Genomic DNA, 17792 nt, shown 5'->3' with positions numbered 1-17792 from the left:
CGACCATCGGCTCCTCTACAGCCCCGTGCTCGGTAATGGTCTCGCTCATCAGGCGTCTCCTTGATCATCGGATCCGCCGTCTATTGGACACTCCCTACCGGAATCGCCGACCTCTCCATGGCGCGGAACCTGGGTGAGGCCCGGTCCTGTTCACCGACGGCCTGACGCGGTAGGCGGTAAAGCGCACGAAGACACCGGACGCGCACGCGCACGACGCGCGTGCGCGTCCATGGCGACGCACCGCTGCCGCCGGTCGCGGCGGACCACCAGCGGGCCAGTGCCGAGCCATTCCGAACGGGGCTACCGTGGGGCGGATTTGAGCTCTACAGAATTCTTGTTTTTCGATACCAAGTGGGGTAGCGGTGGCAGTCACGGCGACCGGTGGCTTCTGGAACTGGCCTGGGCTTCGGCCTGAGTTCGTGGCCAAGGTGTCCGCTCGACTGGGCCACCGGGTGGCCAACATCAACCGCAAGTTGCCGCCCACCGCCTCACCGACTGGCCGCCTGGGACCCAAACACAACACGCTTCCCCTCTTGGCTTGCGCGTCCCGCGAACTTCGGGCAGATCGGGTGAGGGTCTACGGTCAGTCTCAATCGGACGCATCCCCCAAGAAACCGGTTGGTGGGCTGGCTTGGGGTTGGGCATGCTGATGTCGTGGAGGAAGTTGAGCTGAAACCGCCCGATACGCTGCATGGACAGCTTCAGCGCGGTCGTGGGCTGGGGATGCGACGGGCGTTGTGTGAGCCTGATGCGTCGGAGCTGGTCTATGACTGCATCCTCCGGGATCCTCGGGAGGATCACCAGACCGAGACCCGGACGTGGTTTCTGGCCCGGGCGGCGGTCGGTATGGAGTTGTCGGTTCGGCCGATCGCGGACCATCTGTTCACCCCGGTGGAAGCGTCCGGGGACGATGAGCGGCGTATCGATCTGGCCGTCGATGTGCTGGTCGACATGGCCCGAAGCGGGCGCGGCGATGCGGTGGCGCCGCTGCACCAGTACGTGGCCGAAGGCCCTTACTGGCACTGGGTGTTGGACGCTATGTGGGAGTCCGGTGGCCCGTCCATGTGTCAGGGCCTGGATGGGGTGGTGCTCGCGCGTGTCGACGACGCCGAGCTATACGACGCGGTGGACCCGGCATGGGGTCCGTGGACGGCATGGAGCTCTACCCAACCGCGGGTCCGGGCCGCCCTTCAGTCCCACCGCACCCACCACGCCGGCACTCTCCCCACCGCCGAGCAGCGGCGAGCGGAGGTCGAGACCGCAACCAGCGCGCAGTTGGTCGCCTTGGCGCGGACGCGGAATCGGCAGGCTCTGGCGGAGCTCGGCCGTCGGGGCGATCTCGTGGTGCTCGACCTGGCCGAGGAACACGGCATCCGGACCCGCTTCGGCACCCTTCCCGGGTTGCCACGGGCGCTGAACAGGCTGGGATCTGCGGCACTGCGCCGGGCGCGAGACTGGACCACTGGGGGCGACCCACTGCTGGCATCTGCAGGGATCACCGTGTTGGCTGAGCACGGCGGCACCGACGACATCCCCGTTTTGCTGAAGGCCCTCACCGATGCGGCCCAGGCCGGTAACTGGTGCGCGACCGAGGACCCCGCTCGTGGCCTGGGCCGCCTGCACGCAGCACAGGCGACGCCGGTGCTGCGCGACCTGTGGGTCACCACCACCCACTCTTACGCCCGAGCCGACATCCTCAACGGCCTGCGCGGAGCCGCACCGCAAGACGCCGGCCCATACGTCGACGAGGCCTTCGACGACTGCGAACCCAACGTCCGCCAGCTTGCCTGCGACGCCGCCGACCCGGCAATGCTGACGCTGGTCCGCGCCCGCCGCGACGATCCACTTGAGGACGACGAAGTACGCACCGCAGCCTCGAACCATCTCGCAGGCGGCTCCCCGTGACGCTGATGACGGTACGTGCTCTCATAGATGAGGAGCTATGAGAGATCACATCCCCCAGCCAAACCGCGTCTGTTTTGCCTCTGAATCTTCGTTCTCACGATCTCTCGCAAAGCGGCTTTCGTACGACGGCGGCGACTGCGGCTACCGGGCTGATCGTCCCGCACCGCCGCGAGCGCGGGCAGACCGAACTTGCCACTTGGAGGGAAGAGCACGCGTGTTGACCTCATGCCACCACGGGCACACGCCTTCGGCGTCGTCTGAGTGTCGCCGCGCTCGGCGTTGAACGCCGCGTGGACGGCTGGCTTCGAGGGGAACACCGAACCTGGCCCCCACCTCGCCGAGCAGCGCCAGCACCACCCAGGTCACGCGCTACAGCCGCCGCGAGAACACCGAAACCCTGCTCAGCAACCAGAAAGCGCTGCTCGTGCCGACGCCGTAAGCGAGGTGGGCGGTCAGATCCTCGCCCAGCGTCTTGGCGTCGTATGTCCAGATGGGTTTGTAGAGTCCCGCGATCGGAAGCAGCAGGTATCCGCTGAGCCACACGAGCGCACCGTACGGGAGCCCGTAGAGGACGTGGGGCTTGCTCAGCGAGGCGCTGACGATGCCGTAGAAGGCTGCGTTGCCCACTCCGTAGGTCCAGTGCATGAACGTGCTGACGGGGAACGCCGCACTGTCCGGCAGCTCGCGCAGGGTGAACGCCTCGGCCAGGCGCTTTCCGACCTGCCCGGGATCCGGCGCCTCCTGCCATGTGCGGACCGGGGCGAACTCCCAGTGCAGGGCGTTGTGTTCACCGCCGGCCCGGCGCTGGCGCAGGAACCGCACGGTGTCCATGCAGACGGTGCCGATCACTCCCGCCGCCAGACCCGCACCGACAGCGCCGAGCGGAGTCAGCTGCTTGCGAGTGCGCATAGGTCGATCACTCCCGATCCCGGTTCTTTCAGAAGCCGGCGCTCTGACCGCCGTCGACGTGCAGGATCTCGCCGGTGACGAACGAGGCCTGTTCGAGGTACATGATCGCCTCGACGACGTCGTCGATCTCCCCCATCCGCCCGAGCGGGTGTAGCGCGGCGAGCACGCCGCCCGGGTCGTCCGGATGCATCGGAGTGCGGATGACGCCGAGTGAGACGGCGTTGGCGCGGATGCGGCGCGCCGCGTATTCGATGGCCAGCTCCTTCGTCGCCGCGATCAAGCCGCCCTTGGTCAGCGAGGCGAGCGCCGCGGGTATGCGCGCGTTGGCGCGGTCGACCAGCGACGTCGACACGCACAGGACGTGCCCGCCGTCGCCGCCCGCGAGCATCGCGGGGATGGCGCTGCGCGTGACGTCGAAGAAACCGCGCAGGTTGACGCCCGTCACCAGGTCGTAGTCGGCGTCGGTGTAGTCAGTGAACGGCTTCTCCCGGTAGACGCCGGCGTTGTTCACCAGTGTGTCGATCCGGCCGAAGCGGCCCAGAGCCTGCTCGACGATCCGCGCACCGGTACCAGGCCGGCTCAGGTCGCCGGGCACGGTGAGTACGTCGGGATCGTGCGACGAAGGGATGGACCGGGCGGTCGCGACGACGGCGTACCCGCGCCTGCGATAGGCCTCGGCGACGGCCGCGCCGATGCCTTGTGACGCACCAGTGACGATTGCCACCTTCTTGTCCGAGTTCATGGGTACGTCCAAGCTGAGGTTCTCACGCTGCAAGTCCCCGGCTCACGGCGGACCATGCGCGGCGACGGCGCCCACCCGTTCTCACTCTACGTGTGGCCGAGCTCCGGCGCCGTGTAGAGCTCTGCGGGTGCGGTCGGCGGCCGACCGTACGACGCTGGAGGTACCGGCCTGTCGAGCGCGGGAGGAGCACAGGTCAGGGCCGCTCTGATCGCCGTGAACGTCGGCGCGCCAAGGACGTCCCCTGGCGCGGCAGCACCACCCCCGCCGACCTGCTGGAAGCACCCCGCCGCCGGGCCCCTGATGGCGCGCCGACTCACCCTGCTCGGCGACGGGCAGGGTGACCTCGCCGGGCACGGCGCCGAGCAGCGTGCCGTGCTGGTCTACCAGTTGAGCTCCTATCGCCATTGGGCTGGAGTGCCTGGGTCGCTTCAGGCACGGCCGGTTCGGCGAGAACCTCACCGTGGGTGGACTCGCTGATGACGAGGTGTGCATCGGTGACCGCTACGAGATCGGCGGTGCGGTCTTCGGGAGTCACCCAACCCCGCGTGACGTGCTGACCGGAAGACTCCGTGGTCAGGTGGGCGTGGCGAAGTAGCCTCTGAGGGTGGGTGGTTGCGGGTGCTGGCGGTGGTTGTGGCGGGTGGAGCAGAGGGCCGAGGCGCATGCCGGGGTGAGGTGACGTCGTGGCCGAGGGCGGTGAGTTGGCGTACGAGGTCGAGGGTGCGGTTGTGCCAGTCGGAGCCGAGGACTTGGTATGGGGTGGTGGGGCCGCTCAGCAGGTGCCAGACGGCCACGAGGATGGAGTGGGCGACGGCGACCAGGGCTTTCATAGGGCCGAGGCGTTTGACGATGCGGCGGTAGCGGGCGCCCGCGCTTCTCTCCGGCCACGTCGAGTACGTCCCGCAGCCCCTGGAGCCGCCGCCGGGGCAAGCGCGCTCATCTACTGCTCGACGCCCTCGGCCGACGTGGTCCTGGACATGTGACCGGGATGCGTCCGTGGCCGAGGACGCCACCGCCGACGGCGCGATACGCGTCCAAGACCGCCGATGGAGCACCGTGTTGCGCGGGGGCGGCGCAGCTGCCTAGCGTGGGGAGGAGGGAGGAAAAACCTGCGGGGGCGGTTTCGTGGGGCATCCCGCCGAACCTACATCTGGCATGCCTCCAAGAGGGGATTTCTGCCATGGCAAAGGTGCTTTTCATCGTCAGCGGAGCCACCTACTGGGTGTTGAAGGACGGCACGCGGCACGCGACCGGCTACTGGGCCGAGGAGTTCGCGAACCCGTACAAGATCCTCACGGACGCCGGTCACGAGGTCGTCGTCGCGACGCCGAACGGTGTGACGCCGACCGTCGACATGATGAGCCTGCGCCCCGAGATGGTCGGCGGAAACGACAGCGCCCTGGAGCTGGAGGCCATCATCCGTTCCGCGGAGGTGATGCGTCGACCGCTGCGGCTGTCGGACGTGCGCCTGGAGGACTACAACGCGGTCTACCTGCCTGGCGGCCACGGTCCGATGGCGGACCTGGCGTGGGACGCCGACGTGGGGCGGCTGCTGACCCAGCAGCTGGCCTCGGGCAACCCACTGTTCATCGTCTGTCACGGTCCCGCCGCGATGCTGGCCACCAGGATCCACGGCGAGTCGCCGTTCAAGGGCTACGACATCACCTGCTTCACCGACGAGGAGGAGGAAGGCGTCGGACTGGCCTCCAGGGCGCCGTGGCTGCTGGAGACCGACGTGAAGGCGAAGGTCGGGGTCAACTTCAGCCGTGGTCCGGTCTGGGAGCCCTACATGGTCGAGGACCGCAACCTGGTGACCGGACAGAACCCGGCCTCGGCCGCGGCCCTCGGTAACCGGATACTGGAGATCCTCACATGACCTGTCCTGAAGCGATCTGGCCCGGGCACGTGCCCGCGTCGCAGGACGTCGGGCGCGTGGTGTTCCGAGCGAAAGGGCCATAACGATGGAAGCGTCGGTTGCCCGGTCCCTGCTGGACCGGCACTGGGCCGCGTCGAACAGCGGTGACGCGGACGCGGAACACGACATCTACGCCGACGACGTCATCGTCGAGTACCCGCAGTCCGGCGAAGTCATCCGCGGCAGGAGCAACATCCAGGCACTGCGCACCCAACATCCCGCGGTCCGGACGTTCACCGTGCGCAGGATCCTCGGAGCCGGCGATCTCTGGGTGACCGAATTCGTGCTCACCTATGACGGCAAGCCCACGCAGGCGGTGAGCATCATGGAGTTCTCGGCAGGACGCGTGGTGAGGGAGACGCAGTACTTCGCGGACCCCTTCGACCCGCCGGCCTGGCGGTCGCAGTGGGTCGAACCTGGGGAGTAATTAGCGGGTTCTGTGGCGCAGGCTCCGCACGAAGAGCGGCACCGAAAGCAGGAGCAGGGCCCCTTCGACGGCCAGGCTGAACAGCCCGAGCGGTTCCGTCCAATTGCCGATGTCGTCGCTGTAGTTGGGCAGTCCCGGTCCCCTGGAGAGGACGTAGCCCAGCAGGGGGCCGACGGCGACCCCGGCTGCCAGTGGCCATCCCAGCCGGACGAGGCCGATGAGGAGCAGCGCGGCGGCGACCACGGCCGCGATCTCCAGGACGTGGTAGGCGACACCGATGTAGTAGGGGTCCCTCGTTGTCGTGATGCCGCCTTGGTCCACGACGTGGATGACGGCCACCGCGAGGCACAGCAATGCTCCCGCCCACCGGGCCGCCCAGGTGGCTCCCGGTGCCGTCGCAGTGTGGTGTGACATCGGAGGTACCTTCTCCTTCTTCATCAGTGCGCCTGCCTGCCGTGCCGCGATCCCATCCGCCGTGCTGGCTCCTGGACAGGCAATGCGCTGATCCTGTGTCAGGCACCAGCCTCTGCGGACGGCCGCTCGCCGTCGTCCCCGAGGGTGCGGACGAGTGACATGGCAGCGCTGCCTCCGTGGACGGCACTCCTCAACCAACAGCGCGGGCGTCCACGGAGCGAGGACTCAAGAGGTCTTGTGGGCAGTCCGTTGTTGCCGCGGAAGGGCTCACAGAGCTGGTTGTGAGGCACGGATAGGGGTTCGCTGGTATTCGTCGCTCGGCTGGGCGAAACGCCCGGCTCCCTCGATACGCCGGGGTCTCCTGCGCACCAGATGGCTGCGACGTGAAGGCGAAGAGTGCCACGAAGCATTCGGAGGACTCGGGCAGGAAGAGGCCCGTTCCGCAGGATCCCGGAGCGCCCGTTGAACAGGGCGATGAGGTGACGAAGCGTCCTCCCGCAGACAAACGTGGGGGATGGATGGGGGTACAGCCTGGCCACGATGAGGCTGGTAACGCAGGCAGGAGGGGTGTTCCCGCGCGTCGATGGTGAGCCGTCGAACGAGTCTGGGGCGGAGGCTCAACAATGCGTGCCGGTGGAGGACTTGGTCCAGGATGTCGTGGCTCGGTTGAAGTTGCCACGGCGGGTGATTCGTACGAGTCCGCGAGAAGGTGTCGGTCGGGTGGTGCACGTACCGACGTCGATGTGGGCGGAGCGCAAGACGTGGGGAGCCGGTGGCGGTGTCCGCGGCTGCGGGTGGGGTGGAGGCGACGGCGGTGGCCCGCCCTCGGCGGGCGGTGTGGTCAAGGGGGGAGGGCGGCACGTGGTGTGCCATGGGCCGGGGACGCCCTGCTCGACCCCGTTCAACCCCAAGGCGGCTTCTCCGGATTGCGGTTACCCGTATCAGCGGTCGTCGGCGGCAGCGCCGGGAAAGACGCTCTCGGTCAAGGTGCAGGTGTTCTGGGATGTGGAGCGGGAAGGAGACGGGCGGTTCGGAGTAGTGCCTGGGCTGGTGATGTCGACCGAGCGGCGGCTGACGGTGGATGAGGTGCAAACTGTCGTGACGCACTGACCGGGGCACTGAACGATCGCCACGGAAATTTCCCGCAGTGGCCCCAGGCCGCGAACACCCCGTAGGCGCTCCGGTTGGTGAAGAAGGGTTGCCCGCACCCTCTCCGTGTACGTCCTTGGAAGCGACTCCCCACCTTCACCCATAGCCACAGGTCAGGCGCGCTGTGGGCCACCCGCGCACGGGAGTGACTGCAAATCTGTGCAGCAGGCATCCCGATCTGTCGCTCGGCCTCGCCGCAACATATCGTTTGTCGATGTCTGCCGTCCTCGATGTCGAGGAGTACGCGGCGCTCAACGTACCGATCGACTTCGCACCCCCTGTCCTTGAGTCCTGCGCGAGAGCGGGACCGACCAGCACCATCCGTGAAAGGGCCCCATGTCCAGCAGACAACGACCACGTGCGCGCGTCTCGGGTACCGCTCTTCGAGCAGCCGTTGCGGCGGCCCTCACATTCGGACTGGCCGCCTGCACCGGCCACGAGCCTGGGGCGGCCACTGGCTCGACCAACTCCGCTCCCAGCGCGGTGACTTCGTCGGGCCGGCCGAGCGCCGACGGTCCGAAGCGAACGACGCCGGCCTTGGAAGCGTGGGTGTACCCGGGCTCGACCGGCGAGGCCACCTGCCAGGCATCGGCGGAATATGGAGACGGCCGACTGCGCGACGGTGTCCTCAAAGCGGAGTACTGGCAAGTCGGCAAGGACGGGTCGCTGGACTTGCAGACCGCCTCGGACCTTCCCTGCAACGGCTTCAGCGACGCCAACGCGGCTGATACCAAGGCACATTCGGCGGCCCAGTACGTCACCGTCTCCGCCATGGACCGGCCCACCGTCGCCGCTCTCGTCGGCGATCCCGACCGTCGCACCGCCGCCGTCGCGCAACTGACCCGGTTCACCCAGCGAATCGGCTTCACCGGCGTGGACATCGACTTCGAGGACTTCTGGAACTGGTCCCAGGACGATGAGCGCGGCTACGAATCCTTCGTCTCCGAGCTGGCCCAGAGTCTGCACGCGGCGGGGCTGCGCCTCCAGATCGACGGTCCAGTCGAGGTCCGTGACGGCGACTCACCCTTCAACTACGCCGCGTTGATGAAGGCCGGGGCCGACCAGTTGGTCATCATGGACTACGGCCGGATGTTCAACACCGACGACGGCCGGTGCTTGGCCATCTCGCCACATGACTGGGTCCGCGCCGGCGTCAAGTTCGCCCAGTCCAAGGTGAGGAACCCGGACCAGCTGGTCATCGGCCTGTCCTCGTACGGCTTTACCGCGCCTGACCCCTGCGACACAGGCAAGATCAAGGACAGCGTGCCCGTCGCCGACATCCGCAAGCAACCTGGCTACAGCGACGATCCCACCACGGTGGCCGCCCGCCGGGACGCCGGCTCCGGCGAGGTCCGCTGGAGTGACCACGGCATGCTCTACGACTACACCGACCAGGCAGGCATGAACGCCAAGCTCGCCGTACTCAAGGAGTTGGGCGTCACGCACGTGTCGGTGTGGGTCCTCGGCGGCAACCCGTGGTTCTCCGCGTCCGCACTTGGCCGGTGACAGGCCCGGCGGGCGGGTGTCGGTAGTGAGGTGCCGGTGGAGGCGGGTCAACGGTCCTGGATCTGCCTGTTGGCACCGTCGGGACGGTCGTGGGTGATGCCGACGGCGTGACCCGGCGCCGGCCGGTCCGCGCATGGCACCACCGGAAAGGCTCCTCGCCTGACCGGTGGGCTCGTCGATCATGCGCATACCGAGATCAGCATGGTCACCCCGCGCTGTCTGTGAGCAGCCGCTGCCCCGGTCGTTGTCTTCGCATCCGGCTGGTACTTGGGGCAGCCCACTGAGCCCGCAACACGTAAAGCGTCACCGTCTGTGCGGTACAGCGACCGCTTGGAGTTCGAAATCCTGAAGGAGTGCGACAACAAGCCTCGTCCGCTGGCCTGGCTCACAGGCGATTTCCGCAGACGAAGCGTGCTTCGATCGGGCCGAAGGCTGTTTCGTAATCAACGTCAAGCCGTCGAAGGTCGGCATGGAACCGCGTGAGGCGCTGGAGGAACTGGTCCGGCGCAGCCCCGCGTCATACGGTCTTCCGTCGCCGGACAGCGACCCGTTCGACATCATCGTCGGCCACTCCCGGTTTTCGGACCCGGCCGGCGCGGCGCTGCGCGACCGCTGGTATCCGCAAGCCGGTCTCGTGCACTTCCTGCACACCAGCCCCGTGCGTCTGGACTGGAGCAAGGGTCGGTGGGAAAAGGGCGCCCGCAACGCCGCGATCGAACGGGCCGTCATGCGGCGTGCGGACGTTGTCACCGGCGTCGGCTCGCTGCTTACTTCCGAGGCGAGACGGCTCTCGGAGCAGGTGGTCCGCGTCCCGGCCCTGCACGAGTTCATCCCCGGTACCGAGATCGGGGAGCGCGTCGCGGGTCCGCACGGTGGTGACACCCTCAAGCTCCTGCTGCCCGGCCGGGCCACGGACGAGATCAAGGGTGTCGAGGGCGCCATCGAGGCCGTCGGCCTGCTGCGCAACCCGAAGGTGCGCGAGCGGTACGGCATGACGCGGGATGTGCATCTGACGGTCCGGGGCGGCCCGCATCCTGTCAAGCAGCCCGAGCAGTACAGGGAGTGGCAGGGGATCGTCGAGAAGTACGGGGCGATTGGAGCGGTCACCCTGCTGCCCTTCTCCACGGACCCGGCCGAGCTCCGAGCCGACCGTGAAGGGGCGGACGCCATCGTCATGCCCTCCCTGCACGAGGGGTTCGGCCTGGTTGCCACGGAGGGAGCCGGACGGGGCGTGCCGGTCCTGGTCAACGAGGAGAGCGGTGCGGCCGGCTTCCTACGCAAGGCGCCCGACGGCATCGGCGAGCCGTGCATCGTCAGGGGCGCCCGGCGCGCCGAGGCGTGGGCACAGGCCATCGCGGCCCTGGATGCCGACCTGGACCGGCGCTGGGAGAACGCCGGGCGGCTGTACGAGTTCCTCCGGCAGTACTCCTGGGAACACGGTGGGCAGGCCATGGTCGACGCGGCCATCCAGACCACTCCGGTGACGCTGCTTCCGGGAATGCAGCCGTCCTACGGGAACATCACGACGCAGGCGCCCGGTGGCATGCTGCAAAGCACGGGCCAGAGCCGTGAGCCCTGGATGGTGAGCCAGCGCTACGACGGCTCCACCGGGTGGTCGCCCAACTCCCGCCCCACCCAAGCTCCTTGGCATCAACGTCGGCGCCTGGTCCGCTCCCAGGGCCTGACCTGACAGTCGGGTAGCCGGGGCACAGTGCTGCGCCCCGCCCCACGGCCGATCTCGCCCTCGACGTCCGCCACCGGATCGACCCGCGGCTCGATCCGGTGCTGCGCGAGCTCCACGCCCACGATCCCCGCGTCCGGCGCGGCGTCATGCGCACCCCGGCGCCGGAGCAGTCGTTGCCACGCTGGCCATCACCTCGGCGTAGGTGCCAGTGCCTCCTGTGGCGTGTCCCCGCCGGGCGGCACGAGGTTGCGGGCGTCGAGGAACTGCTCGGCACCCACGCGCTCTGGCTCGGGTCGCCGAAACCGCCGCCCACCAGCTGGAGCGCGAACTCGCCAGCGAGCAGCAGCCGTACGCGCTGGCCGTCCGGGTGCTGCGGGCGGACCTGCTGAACGCCGTGCGGCCCTTCGATGCCCATCCCGAGGTGACGCGCCGGGGCGTCCGCGAGGTTCTCAACCGAGTGCGCGCCGCAGCGTTTCGGCATCACCTGGTCCTCGATGTTGATCCCGGCGGCGCCCCTCGCGCTCGAACTCCTGCAAAGTGACATACGCGTTGACCGCATTGCCGAAGCCGGTGTCGCCGTCGCCCATCACCGGCACCGCCATGCTCCGGGCGATCCTTCCCATGTCCTCGGCCATCTCCCCGAGCGAGATGATCGAGTGTCCGGCATCCCCAGGTGCGTCGCCGAGATCGTCAAGCCGCTGCACGCGTGGCGGCGGTGCCAACACACGCCCCTGTCACGCCCAGCACGAGGGTGACCGACCTGGCCCGTGTGATCGCGCGCTTGGCGTGGCCGCCGCCTGCGACCAGACGCTCTGGCGGTCCCATGTCCACTGCGCGGTTGATTCGTCTGAAACCCCCACCGGCGCATCTTCGCGGCACTACCGTGAGAAAAACAGCGTGCACCGACTCGACCTCACGGAGCGAGATGCCGGATTTACGCACTGAGGATACGCAGCCGCCGCGAGCGAACCGGTCACCCCGTCAGGCAGCCAAGATCGCACAATCTCCGCCGCAGGGAAGACGGTTGAGCATCCTGGGCTGGATCGCGCTGACGCTCGGCAGCGGGTGCACCGGGATCAGCCGCGGGGATACATCCGCCGGGGTGGCCTGGGGGTTGCTGGCAACCGGTGTGGTCTTGGTGGCGGCCGGGGTATGGGCGGTGTTACGGGGGCGGCAGCACCTGACACCTGTTCTGGACAGCCTCCACGGACTCGCCGTGGACGAGCGGATTGTGTTGTTCCTTCGGTCGTTCAAGGACGACGACGGTTTCTCCCAGGTGGCGGCACGGCGGTGGTTCCGCCTGCTGTTCGCCTCCATGCTGCCGACACCCGCCCATCTGCTCACGGAAGAGGACCAGGTCGGCCGAGCATTCGCACCATTCGGGCGGATGGTCGCACTCGGGAGTCCGAGCGACGGCGAACTGCCGCGACTCGGGGCCGAGCGTCATTACGCCTCGGACCCCACCTGGTGGGACGAGGTGTTGGCTGCGCTCGACCGCTCCGCGCTCGTCGTATTGGCCACCGGGGCGGGACGGGGCCTGACCAAAGAAGTCGAGGAACTGGTCGCCCGCAACGACCCCACCCGCCTGGTCCTCCTCGTCAGCCGCGACCGGCAGCAGTACACAAAGTTCCGCGAATCGTTGGGAGGCAAGTTTCCCAACGGGCTCCCGGACTACCCGCCGAAGCGACTGCGGCACCGCCTCCTGCAGGGACGCTACGTCCGTGCCGCGATCTGGTTCGACAGTGACTGGACGCCGCACTGGGAGATGCTGGACGGCAGGTTCCCACTGATCGGCCTCGCGCGCCGTACGCAGAAGGCACTGCCACGCGCCCTGCGGAAGGTCTACCAGCGGGCCGGCGTTCCGGCGCGGGTCACGCCCACAGCGCCGCGTCCGTGGGCGGTGAAGCTGAGTGTGCCGCTGATCGCCGCGTTCTGGCTGACCCCCGTGGCAGTGGTCCTCTCAGTCGTCCCCGTCACCGTCTTCGTCGTCAATTCCATCGTCAAGGCCTTTGCCAAGGCCACACACGCTCCCTCAGGTATTGCCGACGGGTTTCTCATGACTCCGTCCGACTCCCGTTTCAATGCCCTTCATGACCTGTCCACGGGCTGGCCGTTGTGGTTGTGGGTGGCCGTGGTGGCTGTGTGCGGGTACCGGGTGTGGCGCGGCGGGCCCTACGCCATCATGATGACCCGCATCCAAGGCGTCTTCTTGCCCGTCTTCACGCTGGCATTCGTGATGGCGAAGCTTCCCTCCCGGTTCGTGCCGCTGTTCGTCGGCCTGGGCCTGCTGGTGCTGGTCGTGCTGGGCATGCCCGTAGCCGCCGTGCTGCTGCTCCGCCGCGACGTGCGCGAATGGGTCGACTCGCGCTTGTAGGAGTGGAACTGCCGGGTCACACACTGACTTTGGAGCCGCCAACCGTCAACAGCCCGTGAAGCGCACCACCAAGGTCTACTGGTGCGGCCTGTGGATCTCTCAGATGGAGCGCGCGGGCCACTCTCCGGATTCCTTGGGGGATCGCAGAGGGGGGATTGGTGAGGTGGTCGCAGTGCGATCAGCCGCCGGGAGACACCATCTGGTACGTGGAGGACGGGCGGGACCGCCTCGGCTGGCAGAACCGGGCGTAGCCCTGCCCTGTTAGGCGCTGAGGTCGATCAAGATTCGTAGCAGCCGCCTTCGTTGGAGCCCTGGGCCTTGGCCGTGCTGGCCGATGCGCCGATCTGATCGAGTTGCCGTGCCGGGGCGCAGCGGCCTCCGCCCTGGTCGGTCTCGGGGGGCGCCGAAGAGGCCGGCATCGCCGCGCTGCTCGGAGACTCACGTGCCCTGCCTCCGGCCACCGGGTTCGTCCGCCGCGCCTGATGCCCCGGCCTTACGGTGCTGTCGTAGGAATACGTCGATCTCACTGGGGCGTCCGGGAACGTCGCTCTCGCCTTCGCCGGGTTTGTGGGACGGCGATTCCACGGAGGGTTGCTTCAGAAGCCTTTGCCCGTATGGGAGTTGGCAATAGGTGCGGCGTCATCGGGAGTTCCGTGCGGCGAATCCCGCTGCACATGCAGCGAGCAAAGCACCCCCCTGACCTGCTGCTATTTCCGCGTCATACGGGTGTTTGTGAGCGGTAGCGGAGGGATTTGAACCCACGGTGGCGTTGCCGACACGACAGTTTGTGCAACGGCCGGCCTGGACACGAAGCGAAGACAGCGGCACATCCCCCGTGCGAGCTATCGGAAGTGTCCGTGCGCGGGCGCGCCCGTTTTCCTAACGTTGCCAACGGATCGCCGCCCGTGTGACCGAGGGCAAGAGGAGGCAGTGATGCGCAAGGTTGTTCTCGTCCATGGCTTCTGGCACGGAAGCTGGTGCTGGAGCCGCGTGACCGAACAGCTCGCCGCACGGGACGTTACGTCCGTGGCCGTCGACCTTGAAGGGCACGGACTGAATGGCAGGCAACCCAGCGCGCGGTGGAACCGCCCGTTCGATCCCGCCGCCTTCGCCATGGAACCATCCGCAGTCGCCGCCGTTACGGCGTCCTCGGCAGCAGCGAAGCTCGTCGAACAGATCAGGACGATCGGCGGCGGCGAGCCCTGCGTCGTGGTGGCGCACAGCCAGGGCGGCACCGTCGCCACCGCCGCCGCCGAGCTGGCCCCGGACCTCTTTGCCCATCTCGTGTACGTGGCCGCGCTCGCCCCCGTCGCAGGACTGCCCTCCGGGGCCTACAGCTGGGTCCCTGAGAATCAGGGCGAGCTGGTGCTCCGCCTCCTGAGGGCCGACCCGGCCGGCGTTGGGGCGGTGCGCATCGACCCCGACGACCGCGACGGCCACGCCGCGATCCGAGAGACCTTCTATGGCGACGTGGACGAGGCGACGGCGGCAGCGGCGATCAGCCTGCTCAGCGCCGACAGCCCGCTGGGCATTCCCACCGAGGCGTTCACCGTGACGGCCGGCCGGTATGGCACCGTGCCCCACACGTATGTGGTCTGCACGAAGGACAACACGATCCCGGTAGCCCTGCAGCGCCGCTTCGTACGCGAGATCGACGCCGTGTCCAACGCCTCGACCACGGTCGTTGAAATCGACAGCTCCCACTCGCCGTTCCTGTCACAGCCCGCCGCCCTCGCAACCGAGATCGCTGCACTCTGCGGGCGTGCCTGATATTTGATCGTGCGGCAGGCCGAGCGGGTTCCGCCGCCCTCCGTAGCAGCACCGGAGTTTGATGGCTGCTCATGGGTTGTGCAGTCCCCGTGCGTGGTTCAACGCAAGCCCCCCCAATGCCGCCCCACCGGCCTCTGCCTCGACACTCGACTCCGCCTGGCCACTGCGCGTTCCTCCGAGCGGTCCACGAAAGCACCACTCGAAGTTGCCGAGCGCGCCACGTACGGCGAGGCTTGCCGCATACGCATTTTCTCCGGTGCGTTCTCCCCGCCTCCCGGAATGCAGTGCCGGGAGGCGGGGAGAAGAAAAGCTCCCAGTGACGACACCTGCGACTGACGCAACGTCACAATTCCCCAGGGCGTGGCCTTTCCGCCCTCCGCCGCGATGGACACCGCCCCTGGACGCCGCGCCCTTCCGTGGACATCTTCCGCGCATGATGCCAACCGCACAGCGCCTGAAGGCTCGCCGAGTCGTGGTCGTCGCCCGGGACGACGTGGTCCACGTCTGTGGCCGGCACTGAACACCGCGCCCTCGTATCCCGCAGGACCTCCATGCGCTGGAAGTCATCCCGCTTCAGGGCGGACAGGTGACGGACCGACCAGCCCGCGGGGAGGCGGGAGCGGCGGTTGCCGCCGTGCCAGGCCGCAGGGAACACCTCTAGTCGATGGCGATGCATCAGGGCAACTCCCTGTCAACGAGGCGAACTTCAGCCTTCGCCCCGAGATGGGTAGTGGAGTAGCCGGCACTGGTGCCACAGTGAGTCGTCCACCGACCCCAGTCACGTGAAAGGGAGGCATCGTGCCGACCAATGAGGGAACCGAAGCCAGCGGTTGTCAGTGTGGTCCCGGTTGTAGCTGCGGCTGTCAAAGCGGTGGCCCCTGCCAGTGTGGCGGCGACTGCGGATAACGCTACCCCTGACCAGAACCCTTCCAGCGACTCCGGCTCGGCCACCACCCGAGCGATGTCGCCGCTGCCCCGGCCTCGAACTGCGCGCTGAACTCGTCACAGACAAACGTGGCCACGGCTGGTAGATCCGGGATGTACCTCAGTGGGAGGGTGGTGTCTGCTCCGGGGGGAACTCAGTTCCAGGTCGGCACGTTTCCCCCGGCGTAGCGGGCGCCGACGCCGCCGTGAGGCAGGATCTCGTCGATGGCCTTGAGGTCGGCGTCGGTGAGGGTGAGGTCGGCGGCACCTACGTTTTCCTCGATGCGCTTCGGGCTTCGAGTGCCGGGGATGGGCACGATGTGCCCGCCTCGGGTCAGGAGCCAGGCAAGGGCGAGCTGGGAGACGGTGGCGCCCTTGGTTTCCGCGAGGTCGGCGAGCTGGTCGACGGCCTCGACGTTCTTCTCGAAGTTGCCCGGCTGCCAGCGCGGGTCGACGTTGCGTATGTCGCTGCCTTCGTACTGGCCGGCGGGCTTGGCGGCGCCGGTGATGAACCCGCGGCCGAGGGGGAGTAGGCGACGAAGCCGATGCCGAGTTCGTCCAGGATGGGGAAGAGCTGCTCGACGTCCCGTTCGAGCAAGGAGTATTCGGTCTGCAGGACAGAGACTGGCTGCACGGCGTGCGCCCTGCGGATCGTCTCGGGGCCGGCCTCGCTGAGGCCGAAGTACTTCACCTTGCCCGCGTCGATCAGTTCCTTGACGGTGCCCGCGACCTCCTCGATGGGCACCTCGGGGTCGACGCGGTGCTGGTAGAAGACGTCGAGGTGATCCACGCCGAGGTAGCGCAGGCTGCTGTCGGCGACCTTGCGGATGTTGTCGGGCCGGCTGTTGAGGGGGCCGCCGATCTGCTCGGGAGGCACCGACATGTCGACGCCGAACTTGGTGGCCAGTACCACGTCGTCGCGGAAGTCCTTGACCGCCTTGCCGACCAGGATCTCGTTGGACCCGGTGCCCCAGCCGTACATCTCGGCGGTGTCGAAGAAGGAGACGCCCAGGTCGTGGGCGCGACGGAGGGCGGCGATACCGGCCTCCTCGTCGGTGGGCCCGTAGGCCATCGTCAGGCCCATGGCGCCGTAGCCGATGGCCGAGACTTCGAGGCCCTGGCTTCCCAGTGTCCGGTTCTGCATGGGGCACTCCTCCGAGTGGGATGAATAGTGCTTTGCGGTCGACGCCGCCTCGCGCGTCCTCTCGTCGAGTCGAACGCTTCTGCTGGGCGCGCTTGCTGGCGTGACCCTGCCGACCTGGGCGGGCCCCACCCGTGGCCTCTCGACGCGCAGTTGCAGTTCGCTTGTGCAGGGTGGAGCTGCCGGGGCGGATGACGGGCCGTTGTGTCAGTGGGCTGCGGCGGTCAGTCCGGCGCGGTGGATGCGGGTGTGCTCGGCGACGCGCCGGCCGAGGTGGCGGGCGGTGTTCAGGTCTGCGTCGTGGACGTCGGGGGTGTCGTTGAAGCTCTGTGCGCCGACGCCGAGGTAGAAGCCGAGGCGGTTGTCGTCCTGGGGGCTGGATGTGGTGGTGTTCCAGCCCGGCAGGAGGTTCAGGCTCACCCAGAGCATTCCGTGCTGGGCCGCCAGGAGTGAGAGGTACTGCAGGGTGTGCAGCTTGTCGCCGCTCATGGAGCCGGAGTTGGTGAATCCCGCCGCGAGCTTGTCGCTCCAGGCGCGGGTGCTCCACCGCTTGCTAGTGGCCTCGGCGAAGGCGTGGAACGCCGCGGACGCGGTGCCCATGTAGGTGGGGGTGCCGAAGATGATGGCGTCTGCGGCGTCCATCAGCTCCCAGTCGGCGTCGTCGAGGGAGGCGACGTCCACGCGGCGGACCTGCGTGCCGGCGACGGAGCGGGCGCCGTCCTCGACGGCTATGGCCATTTGCGCAGTGTGGCCGTAGCCGGAGTGCGACGCGATGACGATCGAGATTTCGGACACGGGTGTTCCTCTCCTGCCGCGATGGCGGCCTGTTCGGTGGTGGTGCCGGCGGACGAAGAGCTGTCCGCTGTGAGGGGGCGCACTGTTCTACGAGTGGGGTCCGGGCGGCCGGGGGCAGGGTGCGGCGCACGCCTGGG

General features: G+C 68.1%; 13 protein-coding genes and 1 pseudogene. 8 read left to right on the top strand and 6 right to left on the bottom strand.

Features of this window, described 5'->3' with window-relative positions:
- Positions 1–654 precede the first annotated feature (654 nt).
- The gene (locus ACIQU6_RS38360) at positions 655–1905 is read left to right on the top strand and encodes a HEAT repeat domain-containing protein (protein ID WP_403486367.1); all 1251 of its coding nucleotides are present in this window, start codon (positions 655–657) and stop codon (positions 1903–1905) included.
- 369 nt (positions 1906–2274) lie between these two features.
- Here ACIQU6_RS38360 and ACIQU6_RS38355 read toward each other — a convergent pair whose 3' ends face one another.
- Positions 2275–2814, bottom strand: coding sequence for a hypothetical protein (locus ACIQU6_RS38355; protein ID WP_403486366.1), 540 nt, complete (start codon positions 2812–2814; stop codon positions 2275–2277).
- Positions 2815–2842: 28 nt separating this feature from the next.
- On the bottom strand, positions 2843–3556 hold the full coding sequence (locus ACIQU6_RS38350) for an SDR family NAD(P)-dependent oxidoreductase (protein WP_403486365.1): 714 nt from the start codon (positions 3554–3556) through the stop codon (positions 2843–2845).
- A 460-nt stretch (positions 3557–4016) separates the two neighbouring features.
- Between ACIQU6_RS38350 and ACIQU6_RS38345 the strand changes: the two genes are divergently transcribed.
- The 3 genes from ACIQU6_RS38345 to ACIQU6_RS38335 all read left to right on the top strand — a co-directional run bounded on the left by ACIQU6_RS38345 (position 4017) and on the right by ACIQU6_RS38335 (position 5898).
- Positions 4017–4151: a hypothetical protein gene (locus tag ACIQU6_RS38345; protein ID WP_403486364.1), complete on the top strand. Its 135-nt coding sequence runs from the start codon at positions 4017–4019 to the stop codon at positions 4149–4151.
- A 585-nt stretch (positions 4152–4736) separates the two neighbouring features.
- Positions 4737–5432, top strand: coding sequence for a type 1 glutamine amidotransferase domain-containing protein (locus ACIQU6_RS38340; protein WP_403486363.1), 696 nt, complete (start codon positions 4737–4739; stop codon positions 5430–5432).
- Positions 5433–5517: 85 nt separating this feature from the next.
- Positions 5518–5898: a nuclear transport factor 2 family protein gene (locus ACIQU6_RS38335; protein ID WP_403486362.1), complete on the top strand. Its 381-nt coding sequence runs from the start codon at positions 5518–5520 to the stop codon at positions 5896–5898.
- Here ACIQU6_RS38335 and ACIQU6_RS38330 read toward each other — a convergent pair whose 3' ends face one another.
- Positions 5899–6312 carry a hypothetical protein gene (locus tag ACIQU6_RS38330; RefSeq protein WP_403486361.1) on the bottom strand — a complete coding sequence of 138 codons (414 nt, stop codon included), beginning with the start codon at positions 6310–6312 and terminating at the stop codon, positions 5899–5901.
- A gap of 1686 nt (positions 6313–7998) precedes the next feature.
- Between ACIQU6_RS38330 and ACIQU6_RS38325 the strand changes: the two genes are divergently transcribed.
- Both ACIQU6_RS38325 and ACIQU6_RS38320 read left to right on the top strand, forming a co-directional pair.
- The gene (locus ACIQU6_RS38325; protein WP_403486360.1) at positions 7999–8967 is read left to right on the top strand and encodes a glycosyl hydrolase family 18 protein; all 969 of its coding nucleotides are present in this window, start codon (positions 7999–8001) and stop codon (positions 8965–8967) included.
- 394 nt (positions 8968–9361) lie between these two features.
- Positions 9362–10657: a glycosyltransferase family 4 protein gene (locus ACIQU6_RS38320; protein ID WP_403486368.1), complete on the top strand. Its 1296-nt coding sequence runs from the start codon at positions 9362–9364 to the stop codon at positions 10655–10657.
- A 443-nt stretch (positions 10658–11100) separates the two neighbouring features.
- Here the strand turns inward: ACIQU6_RS38320 and ACIQU6_RS38315 are convergent, their stop codons facing one another.
- Entirely contained in the window at positions 11101–11355 is a 255-nt protein-coding gene (locus ACIQU6_RS38315; RefSeq protein ID WP_403486359.1) for a hypothetical protein, read from the bottom strand.
- 320 nt (positions 11356–11675) lie between these two features.
- On the opposite strand from ACIQU6_RS38315, the gene ACIQU6_RS38310 reads away from it, so the two are divergent.
- Together ACIQU6_RS38310 and ACIQU6_RS38305 are read left to right on the top strand one after the other, a co-directional pair.
- Complete coding sequence (locus tag ACIQU6_RS38310) at positions 11676–13025, top strand: hypothetical protein (RefSeq protein WP_403486358.1); 1350 nt, start codon at positions 11676–11678, stop codon at positions 13023–13025.
- A 933-nt stretch (positions 13026–13958) separates the two neighbouring features.
- On the top strand, positions 13959–14795 hold the full coding sequence (locus ACIQU6_RS38305; protein ID WP_403486357.1) for an alpha/beta fold hydrolase: 837 nt from the start codon (positions 13959–13961) through the stop codon (positions 14793–14795).
- Positions 14796–15874: 1079 nt separating this feature from the next.
- Here ACIQU6_RS38305 and ACIQU6_RS38300 read toward each other — a convergent pair.
- A pseudogene (locus ACIQU6_RS38300) lies at positions 15875–16863 on the bottom strand (aldo/keto reductase).
- 204 nt (positions 16864–17067) lie between these two features.
- A complete protein-coding gene (locus ACIQU6_RS38295; RefSeq protein WP_403486356.1) occupies positions 17068–17655 on the bottom strand; it encodes a flavodoxin family protein in 588 nt (195 codons plus the stop codon).
- Positions 17656–17792: the final 137 nt, after the last annotated feature.

The organism is Streptomyces sp. NPDC090442, from assembly GCF_044769405.1.
Taxonomy (GTDB): domain Bacteria; phylum Actinomycetota; class Actinomycetes; order Streptomycetales; family Streptomycetaceae; genus Streptomyces.
This window is presented reverse-complemented; position numbering and strand designations above follow the sequence as displayed.

Bases quoted from the DNA above. Each gene is read 5' to 3' on its own strand.
- ACIQU6_RS38305 (WP_403486357.1), top strand. From the start codon at position 13,959: ATGCGCAAGGTTGTTCTCGTCCATGGCTTCTGGCACGGAAGCTGGTGC.
- ACIQU6_RS38330 (WP_403486361.1), bottom strand. From the start codon at position 6,312: ATGTCACACCACACTGCGACGGCACCGGGAGCCACCTGGGCGGCCCGG.
- ACIQU6_RS38355 (WP_403486366.1), bottom strand. From the start codon at position 2,814: ATGCGCACTCGCAAGCAGCTGACTCCGCTCGGCGCTGTCGGTGCGGGT.
- ACIQU6_RS38335 (WP_403486362.1), top strand. From the start codon at position 5,518: ATGGAAGCGTCGGTTGCCCGGTCCCTGCTGGACCGGCACTGGGCCGCG.
- ACIQU6_RS38340 (WP_403486363.1), top strand. From the start codon at position 4,737: ATGGCAAAGGTGCTTTTCATCGTCAGCGGAGCCACCTACTGGGTGTTG.
- ACIQU6_RS38350 (WP_403486365.1), bottom strand. From the start codon at position 3,556: ATGAACTCGGACAAGAAGGTGGCAATCGTCACTGGTGCGTCACAAGGC.